Source organism: Flavobacterium sp. 140616W15 (assembly GCF_003668995.1).
Classification (GTDB): Bacteria; Bacteroidota; Bacteroidia; order Flavobacteriales; family Flavobacteriaceae; genus Flavobacterium.
Map to the genome: position 1 here is coordinate 1013191 of NZ_CP033068.1, position 14665 is coordinate 1027855.

General features: G+C 32.5%; 17 protein-coding genes. 4 read left to right on the forward strand and 13 right to left on the reverse strand.

The genetic code is table 11. The annotated features are described in order from the left end of the window. Positions 1 to 48 precede the first annotated feature (48 nt). Together coaD and EAG11_RS04430 are read right to left on the reverse strand one after the other, a co-directional pair. A complete protein-coding gene (gene coaD, locus EAG11_RS04425) occupies positions 49 to 507 on the reverse strand; it encodes a pantetheine-phosphate adenylyltransferase (RefSeq protein WP_129538083.1) in 459 nt (152 codons plus the stop codon). Positions 508 to 608: 101 nt separating this feature from the next. After that, positions 609 to 1580, reverse strand: a complete 972-nt coding sequence (locus EAG11_RS04430) for a D-alanine--D-alanine ligase (protein ID WP_129538084.1) — start codon at positions 1578 to 1580, stop codon at positions 609 to 611. A 290-nt stretch (positions 1581 to 1870) separates the two neighbouring features. On the opposite strand from EAG11_RS04430, the gene EAG11_RS04435 reads away from it, so the two are divergent. From EAG11_RS04435 to EAG11_RS04445, 3 genes are all read left to right on the forward strand, one after another. Beyond that, positions 1871 to 2494: a PASTA domain-containing protein gene (locus EAG11_RS04435; protein ID WP_129538085.1), complete on the forward strand. Its 624-nt coding sequence runs from the start codon at positions 1871 to 1873 to the stop codon at positions 2492 to 2494. After that, positions 2484 to 3530, forward strand: coding sequence for an RluA family pseudouridine synthase (locus EAG11_RS04440; RefSeq protein ID WP_129541023.1), 1047 nt, complete (start codon positions 2484 to 2486; stop codon positions 3528 to 3530). Before EAG11_RS04435 ends, EAG11_RS04440 begins: the two co-directional genes overlap by 11 nt. 278 nt (positions 3531 to 3808) lie before the next feature. After that, positions 3809 to 5335: a SulP family inorganic anion transporter gene (locus tag EAG11_RS04445; protein ID WP_129538086.1), complete on the forward strand. Its 1527-nt coding sequence runs from the start codon at positions 3809 to 3811 to the stop codon at positions 5333 to 5335. Between the two features lie 69 nt (positions 5336 to 5404). Here the strand turns inward: EAG11_RS04445 and EAG11_RS04450 are convergent, their stop codons facing one another. The 4 genes from EAG11_RS04450 to EAG11_RS04465 form a co-directional block, all read right to left on the reverse strand. Beyond that, on the reverse strand, positions 5405 to 6013 hold the full coding sequence (locus EAG11_RS04450) for a hypothetical protein (RefSeq protein WP_129538087.1): 609 nt from the start codon (positions 6011 to 6013) through the stop codon (positions 5405 to 5407). Positions 6014 to 6183: 170 nt separating this feature from the next. Next, positions 6184 to 7425 (reverse strand): ATP-binding cassette domain-containing protein, encoded by a 1242-nt coding sequence (locus tag EAG11_RS04455; protein ID WP_242499266.1) that lies wholly within the window; start codon positions 7423 to 7425, stop codon positions 6184 to 6186. Positions 7426 to 7443: 18 nt separating this feature from the next. Further along, positions 7444 to 8298 carry a sulfurtransferase gene (locus tag EAG11_RS04460; RefSeq protein WP_129538088.1) on the reverse strand — a complete coding sequence of 285 codons (855 nt, stop codon included), beginning with the start codon at positions 8296 to 8298 and terminating at the stop codon, positions 7444 to 7446. A 25-nt stretch (positions 8299 to 8323) separates the two neighbouring features. Continuing rightward, positions 8324 to 8713: a DUF1398 domain-containing protein gene (locus tag EAG11_RS04465; protein ID WP_129538089.1), complete on the reverse strand. Its 390-nt coding sequence runs from the start codon at positions 8711 to 8713 to the stop codon at positions 8324 to 8326. Between the two features lie 245 nt (positions 8714 to 8958). Between EAG11_RS04465 and EAG11_RS04470 the strand changes: the two genes are divergently transcribed. Further along, on the forward strand, positions 8959 to 9657 hold the full coding sequence (locus EAG11_RS04470; RefSeq protein WP_129538090.1) for a hypothetical protein: 699 nt from the start codon (positions 8959 to 8961) through the stop codon (positions 9655 to 9657). Positions 9658 to 9660: 3 nt separating this feature from the next. Here the strand turns inward: EAG11_RS04470 and EAG11_RS04475 are convergent, their stop codons facing one another. The 7 genes from EAG11_RS04475 to EAG11_RS04505 form a co-directional block, all read right to left on the reverse strand. Beyond that, positions 9661 to 10503 (reverse strand): mechanosensitive ion channel family protein, encoded by an 843-nt coding sequence (locus EAG11_RS04475; protein WP_129538091.1) that lies wholly within the window; start codon positions 10501 to 10503, stop codon positions 9661 to 9663. Positions 10504 to 10701: 198 nt separating this feature from the next. After that, complete coding sequence (locus EAG11_RS04480; RefSeq protein ID WP_129538092.1) at positions 10702 to 11151, reverse strand: nuclear transport factor 2 family protein; 450 nt, start codon at positions 11149 to 11151, stop codon at positions 10702 to 10704. Between the two features lie 102 nt (positions 11152 to 11253). Continuing rightward, positions 11254 to 11691: a thioesterase family protein gene (locus EAG11_RS04485; RefSeq protein WP_129538093.1), complete on the reverse strand. Its 438-nt coding sequence runs from the start codon at positions 11689 to 11691 to the stop codon at positions 11254 to 11256. Between the two features lie 161 nt (positions 11692 to 11852). After that, complete coding sequence (locus EAG11_RS04490; RefSeq protein WP_129538094.1) at positions 11853 to 12455, reverse strand: hypothetical protein; 603 nt, start codon at positions 12453 to 12455, stop codon at positions 11853 to 11855. Between the two features lie 200 nt (positions 12456 to 12655). After that, positions 12656 to 13447 carry a hypothetical protein gene (locus EAG11_RS04495; protein ID WP_129538095.1) on the reverse strand — a complete coding sequence of 264 codons (792 nt, stop codon included), beginning with the start codon at positions 13445 to 13447 and terminating at the stop codon, positions 12656 to 12658. A gap of 56 nt (positions 13448 to 13503) precedes the next feature. After that, positions 13504 to 14217 (reverse strand): hypothetical protein, encoded by a 714-nt coding sequence (locus EAG11_RS04500; protein ID WP_129538096.1) that lies wholly within the window; start codon positions 14215 to 14217, stop codon positions 13504 to 13506. Between the two features lie 36 nt (positions 14218 to 14253). After that, positions 14254 to 14652, reverse strand: a complete 399-nt coding sequence (locus EAG11_RS04505) for a DUF5958 family protein (protein WP_129538097.1) — start codon at positions 14650 to 14652, stop codon at positions 14254 to 14256. Positions 14653 to 14665 lie beyond the last annotated feature (13 nt).

The following is a 14665-nucleotide window of genomic DNA, read 5'->3' on the forward strand; positions in this document are numbered from 1 at the left end:
AATACAGTTAAATACTACGTTTTGCAAATTTATGTTTTTTTGGTTGAATTACTTCTGAACTCTAACTGCATCAGGAACTAACATCTCGTATTCTCCACCATTTCTAAGTACATCACGAACTATGCTTGAGCTGATATATGATGTGCTGGCAGCGGTAAGCAGAAAAACGGTTTCTATTTTAGAAAGTTTTCTGTTAGTATGTGCAATGGCTTTTTCAAATTCGAAATCGGCAGGATTACGAAGACCTCTTAAAATAAAATGGGCTTTTTGTTTTTTGGCCAAATCAATTGTAAGTCCTTCATAGGTAATTACGGTTACTTTGGGTTCATCTTTGAATGTTTCTTCGATAAAATGCTTTCTTTCTTCGAGTGAGAACATGTATTTTTTTTCGGCATTTACACCAATAGCAATTACGATTTCATCAAATAGAGAAATTCCTCGTTTAATGATGTCTTCGTGTCCAAGTGTAATTGGATCAAATGATCCTGGAAATATGGCTTTTCTCATTTTTTTTTTAGATTCAGAGGTTCAGAGTGGCAAAGGTTTTTTTAAGGTTCTAAGTTTTTTATCTTAGTACCTCAGAACCTTAGTGTCTTAGCAACTTTTGGCTACGCCAAAGCTAACTCTATTGAATTTGTAAACAAATCTTCTAATGTGATTCCGGCTGCTTTTGCTTGTTGTGGAATCAAACTTTCAGTTGTTAAGCCAGGAATGGTGTTCATTTCTAGCATATATGGTTCGTTGTCAACGATAATGAATTCGCTTCTTGAGAATCCTTTCATTTTTAAGACTTCATAAGCGCGTTTTGCTACTTCACTTACTTTTTGTGTTAATTCGTCAGAGATTCTTGCTGGTGTAATTTCTTGTGATTTTCCTTGGTATTTGGCTTCATAATCAAAGAAATCATTGTCTGAAACTATCTCGGTAATTGGTAACACGATAACTTTTCCTTGGTAATTAATTACTCCAACAGAAACCTCGGTTCCGTCAAGGAAACTTTCAATGATAATTTCGTTATCTTCTTTGTAGGCAACTTCTATTGCAATAGGAAGCTCAGCTGCAGTTTTTACTTTTGAGATTCCGAAGCTTGAACCTGCTTTATTTGGTTTTACAAAACATGGTAATCCTACTTTTTTTACAATTTCGTCGGTATTGATAAGATCTCCTTTGTTTAGGTAATAAGAAATAGCAGTTTTTATTCCGTATGGCTTTAAAACAGAAAGTAAATCACGTTTGTTAAAGGTTAATGCTGCTTGGTAATAGTCACAAGAGGTTTGTGGAATGTGTAATAATTCAAAATAGGCTTGCATTAGTCCATCTTCTCCTGGTGTTCCGTGAATGGCGTTGAATACACAGTCGAAAGTGATTTTATTTCCGTTTACTGTAACCGAAAAATCATTTTTATCTATCGGAAATTCGGTATCTTTTTCATCTACATAAACCCATTTTTCTTTAAAAATATGGATTCGGAAACCATTGTATTTGGTTTTATCAAGGTATTGATATACTACGTTTCCGCTGATTAGTGATATTTGATATTCGCTAGAATATCCTCCCATGATAATGGCAATGTTTTTCATTTTTTCTTTTTTATGCTATTGAAAGCTATGTAAGTATGTTTTGTTTCTTGATTTTAAAGTTGTTGTGAAAACGGCTTGTTTTTAGCCCCGATAGTAGCGACATCCTTTTTTTATGCTTTTTTGCATAGAAAAAGATAAAGCGAATAGCGGGAATGGCTCCTAAAAATGTTCGTTTCGATTGTTCTTTGTTTCTACTATTATTGGCTATTGGGCTACTTTGTTGTATTAAACAAAATTATCATTTTTTTTGAAACGAAATCTTTATCTTTGCCACAAATAAAAATAAATTTATGAGTTTACGTAAGTATCTAACTAGCCGAGTATTTTTTACGCAAATACTAATTGCTGTTGCAATTATTGCAGTTTTGGGGTATTTGTTTATGCACTGGCTGACATTTACCACTGATCACGGACATGAAATTGAAGTACCTGATTTGAAAAAATTGACAGAAGAGCAAGTTGAGGCAAAATTGGACGGTCTGGATTTGGATTACGTGCTTTTGGATAGTGTAGATTACAAAAGTGATTTCCCTAAATATAGTGTTGTTGAGCAAGATCCTTTGCCTGGAACAAAAGTAAAAGTGGGGAGAAAGATTTATATTAAAATAAATTCTTCCGGTTTTTCATCAGTTCGTATTCCGGATTTAATTGAAAAAACATATCGTGAAGCAGTACCAACCTTAAAAGCATTAGGACTTCAAGAAGGTACAATTACCTATATTCCTAACCTTGGAAAAGACATGGTCTTGGAGATGCGTTACAAAGGAAGAAATTTAAAAGTAGGAGATCGTGTACTGAAATCATCAAAAATTGATTTGGTTTTGGGCGATGGAAAAGCAAGTTATTTAGATGAAAGTCAACCGGCAGATTCTCTAGCAGTGCCTGAAGATGAAAAAACAGCAAATGAACAATAATAATACCGATAGTTTAGATTTAGAAGAAGAGTTATATGAGCATTTTAGATTTGAAGTTCCTAAAGGACAAGCGCCTTTACGAATCGACAAATATTTAATGGGCTTAATACAAAATGCAACCAGAAATAAGATTCAGAATGCTGCTACAGAGGGTAATATCTTTGTGAATGACGTTATTGTAAAGTCAAATTACAAAGTAAAAGCGTTTGATGTAGTTACGGTTATGTTATCACATCCTCCGTATGAAAATCATATTATTCCAGAGGATATTCCGCTGAACATTGTTTACGAAGATGACGCCTTGTTGTTAATCAATAAAGAGCCAGGAATGGTTGTGCATCCGGGACACGGAAATTATACAGGAACTTTGGTTCACGCTTTGGCACATCATTTTGATAACCTGCCTATGAACAGCAGTGAACGTCCAGGATTGGTTCATAGAATTGATAAGGATACTTCGGGACTTTTGGTTATTGCCAAAACAGAAGCTGCAATGACACATCTTGCCAAACAATTTGAAGCTAAAACTTCTGAAAGAGAGTATATTGCTTTGGTTTGGGGGAATGTTACTGAGGAGCAAGGAACTATTGAAGGTAATCTGGCAAGACACTTGAAAGACAGAATGCAAATGGCTGTTTTTGCTGATCCAGAGATTGGTAAGCCTGCTGTGACGCATTATAAAGTTTTGGAGCGTTTTGGTTATGTTACTTTGATTTCATGTCAGCTTGAAACAGGTAGAACTCACCAAATTCGTGCGCATATGAAACATATTGGTCATCCGCTTTTTAATGATGAGCGTTATGGTGGTCATTTGATTTTAAAAGGTACTACGTTTACGAAATACAAACAGTTTATTGATAATTGTTTTAAAGCTTTACCTAGACAAGCATTACATGCTAAAACTTTAGGTTTTGTTCATCCTACAACTGGTGAAATGATGCGTTTTGACACTGAATTACCCGATGATTTTAAAGATTGTATTGAAAGATGGAGGAATTACTCTAAATCGCATAATACTGATGAAGATGAAAGTTAAAAATATAAAGCCCCAATTTGGGGCTTTTTTTATGTTTAAAAATTGATTGTTCTTTGCTTTCAGCAGTATCAAAAATTGTACTAACGATTGATGTATTTTACCTTATCTCATTCATTTATTTTATTAGGAACTGTTATGTTGAATAGGTGTTGTTGCGTGTTTCAAATTAGTTACTTTTGTAGTGCTAATAAAAAAGGTTCTTTCTTGTTTTTGAAACATTTATTACAGAAGAGGTAACCTTTTTTATGAGTTTTAGATTATAGATTTACATTTAAATAATGAAGCAGTATTTTAACTTATTTGATTTTACACAAAAAGTAAATTATAAAACAGAAATCCTGGCAGGTTTAACTGTGGCAATGACTATGATTCCCGAATCACTTTCGTTTGCTATACTTGCTGGTTTTCCTCCCTTGGTTGGTTTATATGCTGCATTTATCATGGGATTGATTACGGCAGTTTTTGGTGGACGCCCAGGAATGGTTTCGGGTGGAGCAGGAGCAACGGTGATTGTATTGATTGCTTTGATGAATTCTCATGGTTTGGAATATGTTTTTGCTGCTGTAGCTTTAGCTGGAGTTTTGCAAATTTTGGTAGGTTTTTTTAAGTGGGGAAAATTTATTCGGTTGGTTCCTCAACCTGTAATGTATGGTTTTGTAAATGGTTTGGCTGTTGTGATTTTTATGTCGCAACTAAAACAATTTAAAACTGTTGTTAATGGGGAAGCTGTTTGGCTTTCGGGAAGTCCTATGTTTATTATGTTGGGACTGGTTGCTTTAACGGTAGCTATCGTAATTTTGTTTCCCAAAGTAACTAAAGCTATTCCAGCTTCGTTAGTAGCTATTATTGTGGTCTTTGGTTTGGTTCTGGGTTTAGGTATTCAGACAAAAACAGTCGCAGATATTGCTTCGATAAGCGGTGGTTTCCCTTCTTTTCATTTGCCTAATATTAATTGGAATTTTGAAACCTTACAATTAATATTCCCATATTCTTTGATTATGGCTTCTGTAGGTTTAACAGAAGGCTTACTGACATTAAACTTGGTTGATGAGCTTACGGGAACTAAAGGAAACGGAAATCGCGAATGTATTGCTCAAGGGAGCGCCAATATTGTAAATGGATTTTTCTTCGGGATGGGTGGCTGTCCAATGATTGCTCAAACGCTGGTGAATATTTCAGCAGGTTCCAGAGCTCGTTTATCGGGTATTATTGCGTCATTAACTATTCTTGTTATAATCTTGTTTGGAGCTCCTGTAATAGAAAAATTACCTATGGCTGCTTTGGTTGGTGTCATGTTTATGGTTGCGATAGGAACGTTTGAATGGGCTAGTTTTAGAATCATTAATAAAATGCCTAAACATGATATCTTTGTCGGAATTGTGGTAGCTGTGATTACTATTTTTATGCACAATCTAGCCTTGGCTGTTTTGATAGGTGTTGTTATTTCGGCATTGGTTTTTGCTTGGGAAAGCGCCAAACGCATTCGTGCCAGAAAATATATTGATGATAATGGAGTTAAACATTACGAGATATTTGGGCCTCTTTTTTTTGGTTCTGCAATGGCATTCATGGAGAAATTTGATGTTAATGAGGATCCTGATGAGGTAATTATAGATTTTAAAGAAAGTAAAATTGTTGATATGAGCGCTATTGATGCTGTAAATAAAATTACGGAGCGCTATGCTAAAGTAAATAAAACGGTTCGTTTGTATCATTTAAGCGAAGACTGTAGATTATTGCTTAAAAACGCTGCTATTATTGTTGATATTGTAGATGATCCTACTTATAAAATTGCTACTGATTAGAGATTAGAAATGACTTATCAGTACTAATAAAATAGGGAATCTCATTGTTTTGAGATTCCCTATTTTGTTTTAAATGCTTTTTATAATTAAGTCTGCTATTTTTACTTCTCCATTGGTTATAAATCCTAGTTTTCCGTGTAGGTTTAAGTTGCTTTTTTCGATAGAACATTCTAATGTAGTAGTATCATCTACAGAAAAGGACAATTGATTGTTTGATAATTTAATTTTTATCGAATACCAATGGTTGTTTTCAAGTTTCATTGGCTTAGAAAATAAAGTTGGCCCACCTCGATCACCGTATTTGTTACTATTTTCGACGTATTTACCTCTACCAATAATTATATTCTGATTTATTTGATAAAGATAGGTTCGGATGTATTTCTCATGATCTAAATTTAGCATTATTTCAAATAGGGACTCTTTTGTCATATTAGCTTTAAAACTTATTTCATAATTTTTAGGGAGCTGTTTTTTAGATACTATTGTAGCCCATGCCATAGGACCTCCTTTGCCAATTAAAGTGTCATTTTGCAATAACCATTTTTCTGAATCTGGTTTCCAATGTGATTTGAGTTTGTGTTTGGCTAATTGGTATTCTTTTTTTGGTGTTGAAATAGTGGTATTACAGGAGTTTATTAATAAAGTTAATAGAAGTAATAGGATGTATTTAAGTTTCATCTGTGATTAGTTTTCTTTTGAGGCATATAGTATTCTTAACCCGTTTTGCGTAATTCAAAACTATATAATTTGACGTAGATTAGACAGATTTGTTATCATGAAGACGCGAATTTATACAGATTTTTGAGATTCTATAGTATAAGACCGTTTTGATGAATGTCTGTTTGTAATTATGATTTCGAACGTATTATTTTTCCGTTTGATCCAGTTTCTGATGGAATCAATTCGAATATTGAGGTAGGAGTAAGTCCAGCTTCAATACGATGTGAAACATATAAGATAGTCATATTTGTTTCTTTAACCAAAAGGTTAACGAGTTCAATAACTAAGGCTACATTTTCATCATCAAGACCTTCTACAGGTTCATCTAAAATGACTAAAGGAGGATGTTTTAAAACAGCTCTCACTATTAATGCAACTCGTTGTTGTCCGATAGAAAGCTGTGTAAATGTTTTGTCTTTTAAATGACTCATTTTAATTACATCAAGCCATTGCGATACGATTTGCTTTTGTAATGAAGTTGGTTCAGTGTATAAGCCAATCGAATCAAAAAAACCAGATAGAATCATGTGTTCCAGACTGTGTTTTTTCTGAAATAAATCGGTCATAGAAGTCGAAAAATAACCGATTCTTTTTTTGATGTCCCAAATGCTTTCTCCACTGCCTTTTTTATTTCCGAAAAGGAATAACTCTTGTCCGTACCCTTTTGGATTATCCCCAGATATTAATGATAGGATAGTGCTCTTTCCTGAGCCATTTGGTCCGATAAGTTGCCAAAATTCATTCTTTTTAATTGTCCATGTAATTGCATTAACGATTTTTCTTTCGTCATAACTTACCGAAACTTCATTCATATGAATTAATACTTCTTCATCGTAATCTGTTGGTTCAGCTGGTTTTGGAATAGTAACTTTTACTGAATTTGATTTCGTTTGAGTGCTTTTTATTTCGTTTAAAACAAATGTATTGTCTGTAATTTGAGCTTTGTTATGAATGAAAGGGAATAAATCGGCTGCTCGATTTACCAATTGAATGATTCGAACGGATTTAGCCAATTGTTCCAGCGAATCTGCCAATGTAATTCGTGAGGCATGATCCAGATGATCGAGCGGGTTATCGAAAATAATATAATCAGGGTTTTGCTTAACACAATAATTCAAAAACTCTTTTTTTCGTTCGCCTGAGGAGAATGTTCTTAGTTTTCGTTTTGATTCTGCTACAGCTTCTATAACATCATATTGGTATTCTTTTTCGATGAATTTATCTATTGCAATATCCGAAAACAGAATCCCGTTTAGAGAGTTAAAAGTGGCTAATTCACCTTCTGCATTTCCATCGAGTACAGTATCAATAAAAGCTTTTTTATTAACAGTATTGGATAAAAGTATGTCCCAATGTTCAATTGTATTCATTTGCGCAATTTAAGAAATCTATTTTGTTTGTGCAGTAATCATCGGTCGATTATTTCTGGACCATTCGCTCCAAGAGCCTACATAAAGTTTTGGGATTGGTAATCCTGCATAATCAAAAGCAAGTAAAGTATGGCAGGCTGTTACACCTGAGCCACAATGCACAATTACATTTTCGGATTTGGTATTACCTATTGCATCTTGGTATTTTATATTTAAGGCCTCTGGAGATAAATAGGAGCCATCTTCATTTAAATTACTGCTAAATGGAATATTGATAGCACCAGGGATATGTCCTGCTATTAAATCGATTGGTTCAGTTAAGCCATTAAAACGGTCTTTATCTCTTACATCAATGATTATAGTGTCAGAATTATTACTTGCTATATCAATTTCGGTAATATCTGTTTGAGCTAATTTCCATTCCGTGATAGGATATAATATTGTACTTATAAAAGTCTCAACTCCTGAATTCATTGGGAAACCTGCGTTGATGGCTGTTTGTAATCCGCCATTTACAACTTGTATTTTTTCATGACCAATTGCTCTTAACATCCACCAAAAGCGGGCAGCAGCATTTGAGCCATTTTTGTCATCATATACAATTACATGGCTTGATGGTGTTATACCAAGTTTTGATAATACTTCTGAAAATTTTTGGTAAGAAGGTAAAGGATGTCTTCCACCGATTGCTGCATCCGGAGAAATAGTGGCTAAGTCATGATTTAAATCAACATATCGAGCACCTTCTAAATGTGATGTAATGTAGTTTTCTTTGGCATTAATTCCTGCTCGTGCATCTATGATTACAATTTCTGATCTTTGTAATGTTATTAGCTCTTCAGGACTTATGATTGGAGACAATAGCTTTGACATTTTTTATGGATTAACAATTGGAAATTTATTCTGAAATCTTCTCAATCACTATTTCGTTTCCAGATTTATCATAGTAAGTACAAGTCATCTCGATAATATCAACTCTCCATTTAGCTATCCCGCATTGACCTGCTTGGTTGCAAAATGTTATATAATCAGTTTGTCCATCCTGATGTTGTAAGAGGTATTCTAAGAAAAGCTCTTTATTGACAGCTGAAGTTACTTTAATTTCATCGTATTTGTCAGTAGTAGCAACTCTGTAATTATTAACGCCATAATATTCTACTGTACCATCTTTTACATTGGTGTCATATCCTTTTACACCTAGAATTATTAAATCTTGAATGTAATTTGGAAAATCGGCTCCGGTTTTTACTTTTGAGTGTGCTTCTTTAATTTGCTCTATTGTAAACATATTGATTTGTGCTAGGGTTAAAAATATTTATTGATTCAAAAATACGATTAATGCCTGTATATTTTCTTTTATGTAAGTAAAAAAATAGAATAGATAAAAAATGTTTTATAACCTTTTTAAGGAGAGTAAAGTTATGAAAATAGTGCAGTTTAACTGGTAATGAGGTATTTGGGAAAGATTATTTCTATTAATAAGAAAAATGTACTTAAATTTACTGTAGAATGTTGTAAGTCAAAACTAGCATTATGAAAAACACATTACTATTACTTTTACTTCTATTTACAGTTTCTACATTTGCTCAAGAAGTTAATACATTTGATTTTGCAGTTATAAACTCTACTTTAATATCTCCAAATATTGATCTCGATAAAGGGAGGAGTGTTGTTGCTGGGAATGAAAATCAATACGCAACTTATTTTCAGTATGCTTTTAGAATAGCTGCTGACGATATTATTCTAGGAGCTGGAATTAATAAATCAGAAATCGATAGAACTTATATAGGTTATATTGGTAAAATTTGTGAAAATTTCAGAGCAACAATTTCAGTTGGTTATTTAGAATCACGCAGTGGTTATTATGGAACGTATACAGGGTTAAGCGTTTCCTGGCATCTAAGTGATAATAATTTTATTGGAGGAAGTTTACAAAATTTGCATTCTGTAGCTGATACTTACAAAACAGATGAAAGTTTTGATTATTATAATAAATTGGCTCCAAAAATATTTGCTAGCTATGAAGTTTTACCTAGAATAATTGTTTTTGGACAATTGAGCAGCAGGGTTAATGATATTGCGTTAAAATATCAGTTAAGTAATTTCTCTTTTGGAGGATTTTATTCGGGACATGGGGTTGAGGGCGTTTTTGGCACTTATACTATCGCAAGATTTGCTGTTTCTTGTAGTACCACTTTTGATAAGGTAAATTTTGGACTAAAGTTTCAGTAAAATTTAATCTTCTTTTTTTAGTGTAATGACTTGTTGCGGAAATGGGATTTCTATTTTTTCAGCATCAAATCTCTTTTTTATACTGTGTAATAGATCACAATACATAATAAAACCATCGGTTGCATCTTTGGCCCAAGCCCAAACCTTTAAATTCACACTTGAATCTTTAAGTGCTACAACTCTTGCTATAACAAGTGGTGTATTATTCTTTTTGTTTGCAGCAGTTCGTGTATCAATAAATAAAGGATGCTTAGCCACTTCTTCTTTCATTATTTCTAATGCTTTATCGATATCTGAATCATAACCAATACCAATTTCGATTATTTTACAGCATTTAGAGTCATTCATATTTGTATTTAGAATAATCTGATTGCTTATAACGGAATTCGGAATAATAATGCGGTTGTTCTCCATGTCTTTTAGGACAACTTGCCTTAAATTAATATCTTCAACAATACCACTAAAATTATTGATGGTGATTTTATCATTTATTCTGAAAGGTTTAAAAATCACCAAGAAAATTCCGCTCATAATGTTACTTAGTGCTTGTTGAGAAGCAAGACCAGCAATGACTGAAATTACTCCTGCACCAGCAAGTAATGAATGTCCGATAACTTTAAATTCTGGAATCTGAATTAAAGCAAAAGCAATTCCTAAGATATAGATTATGGTAATGACTAAATGCTTTAAGAATTTATATCCTGTACTATCAAAATCATTAATATCTAATCTGCGGCGAATAAAGCGCATAAAAAGCTTGTCGATAATAGTAGCTAATACGATCGTTATAATTAGTATTATTAAAATAGCAACAATTAATCTAAAGTCTTTTAAAAGGTTTATCATTTTTGAGTGTACTATTGATTTTTAAAATTAAGTTATTTGTTTATGGTTTGTATAGTTACGTTATTGTTTATTCTCGCAAAGGTTCGGAGACGCAAAGAATACTGATTCTTAAGAAAAACTGCGGCTTTGCGATTTTGCGAGAAAATTTAAAAATAAAACTGAAAATTGCTTTTTCTGATGCAATGCTTCAAAATAGTTTTATTCTTGTTCTTCGAAATTGTCGTAGTAAGTAAAATCCTTTGTTATCAATCCGTTTTCGATAGTAAAGATGGTACATATAGGTAATTCGAAAGTTGAATCATCTTCGGCTGTTCCGCTAGAAACAAACTCAACAATTACGTGGTTTTCTCCTGATGGATATATTTGAATTACTTTATCTTTTAAATCGGGGAAGATTTGGTTTAACTCGCTGTATTTTTTTTCTATTTCGGCACGGGTTTGTTTTACGATTCCAGGCCCTAAAGAAGGGTCTTTAAACTCGGCAGTTGGAATATACATTTCGGACATTTTTTTCCAATCGTGATTGTTGAAATGCGTAAAATACTGTTTGACTAATTCGGTGTTTTTAGAATCCATATTTTGTGGGTTTTGGTTGTTACATGATATTAATGATACAATTGTTATTAGAACGACTATTACTTTTTTCATAATTATGTTTTTTTAAATTGTTATTATTTTACAAAGAACCTTATTAATAATTCCACACAAAATATGGACTTACCTATGCATATTGATGAGGTATTACTGGGGTTATAGACCTACAAAGTCTTCACTTTTTGGGAATATACTCAACGCTTCTATTGCAATCGCTGGAGTAGGTGAAGCTAGTTTTCTTAGTTTTGTGTCCATCCATGCGCCATCGACAGTAATAGTTGCGCAAAGTTTGTCCTCTTCATTGATAAATTCATGTATGATTGACCAGCGTGATCCGTCAGATTTCATCTTTGATGTTTTGGTATGAATGAATATTTTATCAGAAAGTTTTATTTCTTTTCTAAAAATACATTCTTCTCTAAAGAGCACAGGGCCAAAGTGCTGTTCTTGCATTACTCTTAAAGTCAAGCCTAGTTGTTCTAAAATTTCGATACGATGCTGGGCACCAAAATCATAATATGCGCTATGTCGTAAGTGAAAATTAGGGTCTAGATCAGACCAACGGAAAGACAATTCTTTACTAAATGAAACCATTTTAATTCTATTTTATAGTTATTTTCGATGTATTACAAATAATCAATCGATTATTCGAGAAAATACATTTTTTGAGAATCGAAAATACGAATAAAAATTGGAAAGTTATTGCTAGGTAGTTAAAGTATGACTAGCATGAATTGATATTGGGATAGCATCGTTTAATAAAATTCGGTTGTAAATGGAGTAAAATTCTGTAATTTAGGCAATGGTCGTATTAGAATTTTCTTTTGAGATCTGGTAGGTTTTTCGTCGCTATCATCGTAACGTTCGGTTGTGCTTACTCGTATTCCGGTTGATAAATTAAAATCAACTGTTCCCATTGTTCCTTGTCCATCTGAATATGTTTCAGAAAAACCTATTAATTCAAAATTATTATTCTGATAGCGAAATTTATGCTCAAAATTGCCTCTTGTTAATTCGTTTTTAATAGTTAAAACACCTTTTTCGATAGTGATATCATAGAAGGATTGTCCATTGTAATATCCATCTTTGCCTTCTGGATATTGTGGGTCAATGGCCTTTGTTGTTGAGATAATTTCTTTGAAAGCACCGTTGGGATGCGCAAAGAATACGCTTAGTTTATAAGGTGCTTTTTTATCTATAGTATCTTGGGTTACTATAACTAAATCATCTAAATTATCTTTATTTAAGTCTCCTGTTGCTTTTTTTATTTGAACAATAAAGTTGTCATTCGAGCTCCTTTTTTGAGCCATTAACGATGAAGAAATGAAAATAAAAAGAAGTAGTACTATTTTGTTCATAATTGATATAGTCTTTTTGATAGGTAGAAACATAGTTTACAAGATACTGAAGAAAATAAGATTAATAGCTGTGTTCCCTTTTTTGGGGTATTTAACTGCAAAGTTTACAACGTTTTTTAAAAAAAGATAATTCACAAATAGCACCCTATATGTGTGCTATTTGTGAATTATGTTAATCGTGTTATAGAATATGTGTTTATTTATGGTTCGTCACACTCAAATGTTACGTTTGTAAATAATTTATTAAATTCTTTCTCCATTGTACCATCATCGTCCACTCTATAAACTTCTGCATTGGCACAATTCCACCAGCCATATGTCATTATTTCTTGTTTAGCATTTTGTATTCTGTCCTTAGAGTTGTATTTTTCTAAATGACGTTGCATAAATTTTTCAGGGCTACCATTATTCTTTTTTTGTTTTTCGGCCAGATTATTCCAGGTTTTCAACAGTAAGATAGTATCATTCGAAATTAATGCTTTTGCATATTCGGTACAGTTTTTAGAGAATCGGTTGTTTAGTAAAACGGAAGGATTGGAATAAGCTTCGATAGCTATCTTTTTTAGTTCATATATGTCTTCTAATTCATGTATTTTGTCTGCTTTTACTTTTTCCCAATACGGATTGGTGACAATTTTTTGGTTGTAGGAAGCTTTTCTTTCGTTGTATTCTGCAGTTAATTCACGAGTTAATTTCTCAGCATCGGTAGCTGAAGTTGGGGTAGTATTTGTGTTTAAATAGGCGCTAGAATGCATACCCCATATATTATATGTGTTTTTTAATTCCTCTTCAGTATATTTTTCAGAATTATATTCACCTGTGTTTGAGCATAATTCAGTATCCCATTTAAAAATGGCAGTTTTACCATTAGTAGTTTTGTTTTCTGTCGTTGAGGTTGTGGTCTCTTCTTTTCCTTCAGTTTGGTTTTTTTGTTTATCAGAGCAAGATAATAATAGTATCGAACTCAAGAATACGAATAGGGTTTGTTTCATTGGGTAATAATTAAATATAAAACTTGACTTTTAGTAATTCGAATTTAATACTATTTTTAATATCCTTTATCATTATAGATATTGAATTTTTCGAAAGAAATTTCTCCAAAGTCTTTTACTGTTTTTAGTTTCTCATAATCAATAACTAAGGCTTCAGCATTTTCGTCAGCACTATCATTAAATTTATAGTTTATGTAATGATCTTTGTAGAGAAACCAATTGTTTTTGGTTTTATTATATTTAAATGTAGTGACATGTTCCCAATGATGTCCTCCTGAAACGCCATGTTCTATAGAGAAATAACCATTTTTTATTGTTATTCCAGTAAAAGGATCTCCAAATAAACCTCCACAATCTATGCAATAAACGGCATTATTATTTTGATAAGCCAGTTTGTAAGTGCCGTCTCTTTGTCCTATTAAGAGGAGCATAGGTCTTTTGTCGGGTTTGTTTTCGGCGTAGTTAGATGTTGATTCTTCACTAGTTTTTCGTAAAACTAAAATAGCATCAGTGTATTCATCAAGATTAAGATCTCCAGACTCAATACTTATCACGCTATACCCTTTTGGAACAAATGCTTTTAAATCTTGGTCTAAACTATCAATGGAGTCATTAAAAGTTTGGTGCTTTTTTATTGAATCTATTTTGTTTTTTTCAATTTGAATCGAATCAATGTTCTTTTCTGATTTATCGATTACCTTTTCTTTTGTGGCTTGCTTGCAAGAAAAAAGAATTAATGATGTTAGTAGGAGGAATGCAGTATTTTTCATTGGTTTTATCAATGTTTTTTAATTCTAAGAAAAATTTTAGAGGTTGTCTAAATTATGCCAATCATGATAGCAATTACCTTGACAATATGTATTTCTTCTTTCGGTGTCCGATATTTTAAATACCGAAATTAATGTAATAAAAGTTTTTTTTATTTCATAATCAGGAAGCAATTCAATCTTATCCAAAGCAACCTTTAGGTTCTTATAAGTTTTTAAAAATACAATAGCTGTTACTGTTGGTTTTAAAGGGATTAATTGAATTGCCTTATTGAATGTTTCTTCGTTAGGACGTGATTGTATTAAGCATTGGCTTGTCAATCTAATAATTTTTCTTTGAATTTGAGTTTCAAAAATATCAAACCAATCCAAAATTTGCTCAAGATTAATTTTTTCTTGAGCAAACTTATTAATCATTATGTCTTCTTCGGTTAACAATTCTATGCTTTTA

Bases quoted from the DNA above. Each gene is read 5' to 3' on its own strand.
- coaD (WP_129538083.1), bottom strand. From the start codon at position 507: ATGAGAAAAGCCATATTTCCAGGATCATTTGATCCAATTACACTTGGA.
- EAG11_RS04430 (WP_129538084.1), bottom strand. From the start codon at position 1,580: ATGAAAAACATTGCCATTATCATGGGAGGATATTCTAGCGAATATCAA.
- EAG11_RS04435 (WP_129538085.1), top strand. From the start codon at position 1,871: ATGAGTTTACGTAAGTATCTAACTAGCCGAGTATTTTTTACGCAAATA.
- EAG11_RS04440 (WP_129541023.1), top strand. From the start codon at position 2,484: ATGAACAATAATAATACCGATAGTTTAGATTTAGAAGAAGAGTTATAT.
- EAG11_RS04445 (WP_129538086.1), top strand. From the start codon at position 3,809: ATGAAGCAGTATTTTAACTTATTTGATTTTACACAAAAAGTAAATTAT.
- EAG11_RS04450 (WP_129538087.1), bottom strand. From the start codon at position 6,013: ATGAAACTTAAATACATCCTATTACTTCTATTAACTTTATTAATAAAC.
- EAG11_RS04455 (WP_242499266.1), bottom strand. From the start codon at position 7,425: ATGAATACAATTGAACATTGGGACATACTTTTATCCAATACTGTTAAT.
- EAG11_RS04460 (WP_129538088.1), bottom strand. From the start codon at position 8,298: ATGTCAAAGCTATTGTCTCCAATCATAAGTCCTGAAGAGCTAATAACA.
- EAG11_RS04465 (WP_129538089.1), bottom strand. From the start codon at position 8,713: ATGTTTACAATAGAGCAAATTAAAGAAGCACACTCAAAAGTAAAAACC.
- EAG11_RS04470 (WP_129538090.1), top strand. From the start codon at position 8,959: ATGAAAAACACATTACTATTACTTTTACTTCTATTTACAGTTTCTACA.
- EAG11_RS04475 (WP_129538091.1), bottom strand. From the start codon at position 10,503: ATGATAAACCTTTTAAAAGACTTTAGATTAATTGTTGCTATTTTAATA.
- EAG11_RS04480 (WP_129538092.1), bottom strand. From the start codon at position 11,151: ATGAAAAAAGTAATAGTCGTTCTAATAACAATTGTATCATTAATATCA.
- EAG11_RS04485 (WP_129538093.1), bottom strand. From the start codon at position 11,691: ATGGTTTCATTTAGTAAAGAATTGTCTTTCCGTTGGTCTGATCTAGAC.
- EAG11_RS04490 (WP_129538094.1), bottom strand. From the start codon at position 12,455: ATGAACAAAATAGTACTACTTCTTTTTATTTTCATTTCTTCATCGTTA.
- EAG11_RS04495 (WP_129538095.1), bottom strand. From the start codon at position 13,447: ATGAAACAAACCCTATTCGTATTCTTGAGTTCGATACTATTATTATCT.
- EAG11_RS04500 (WP_129538096.1), bottom strand. From the start codon at position 14,217: ATGAAAAATACTGCATTCCTCCTACTAACATCATTAATTCTTTTTTCT.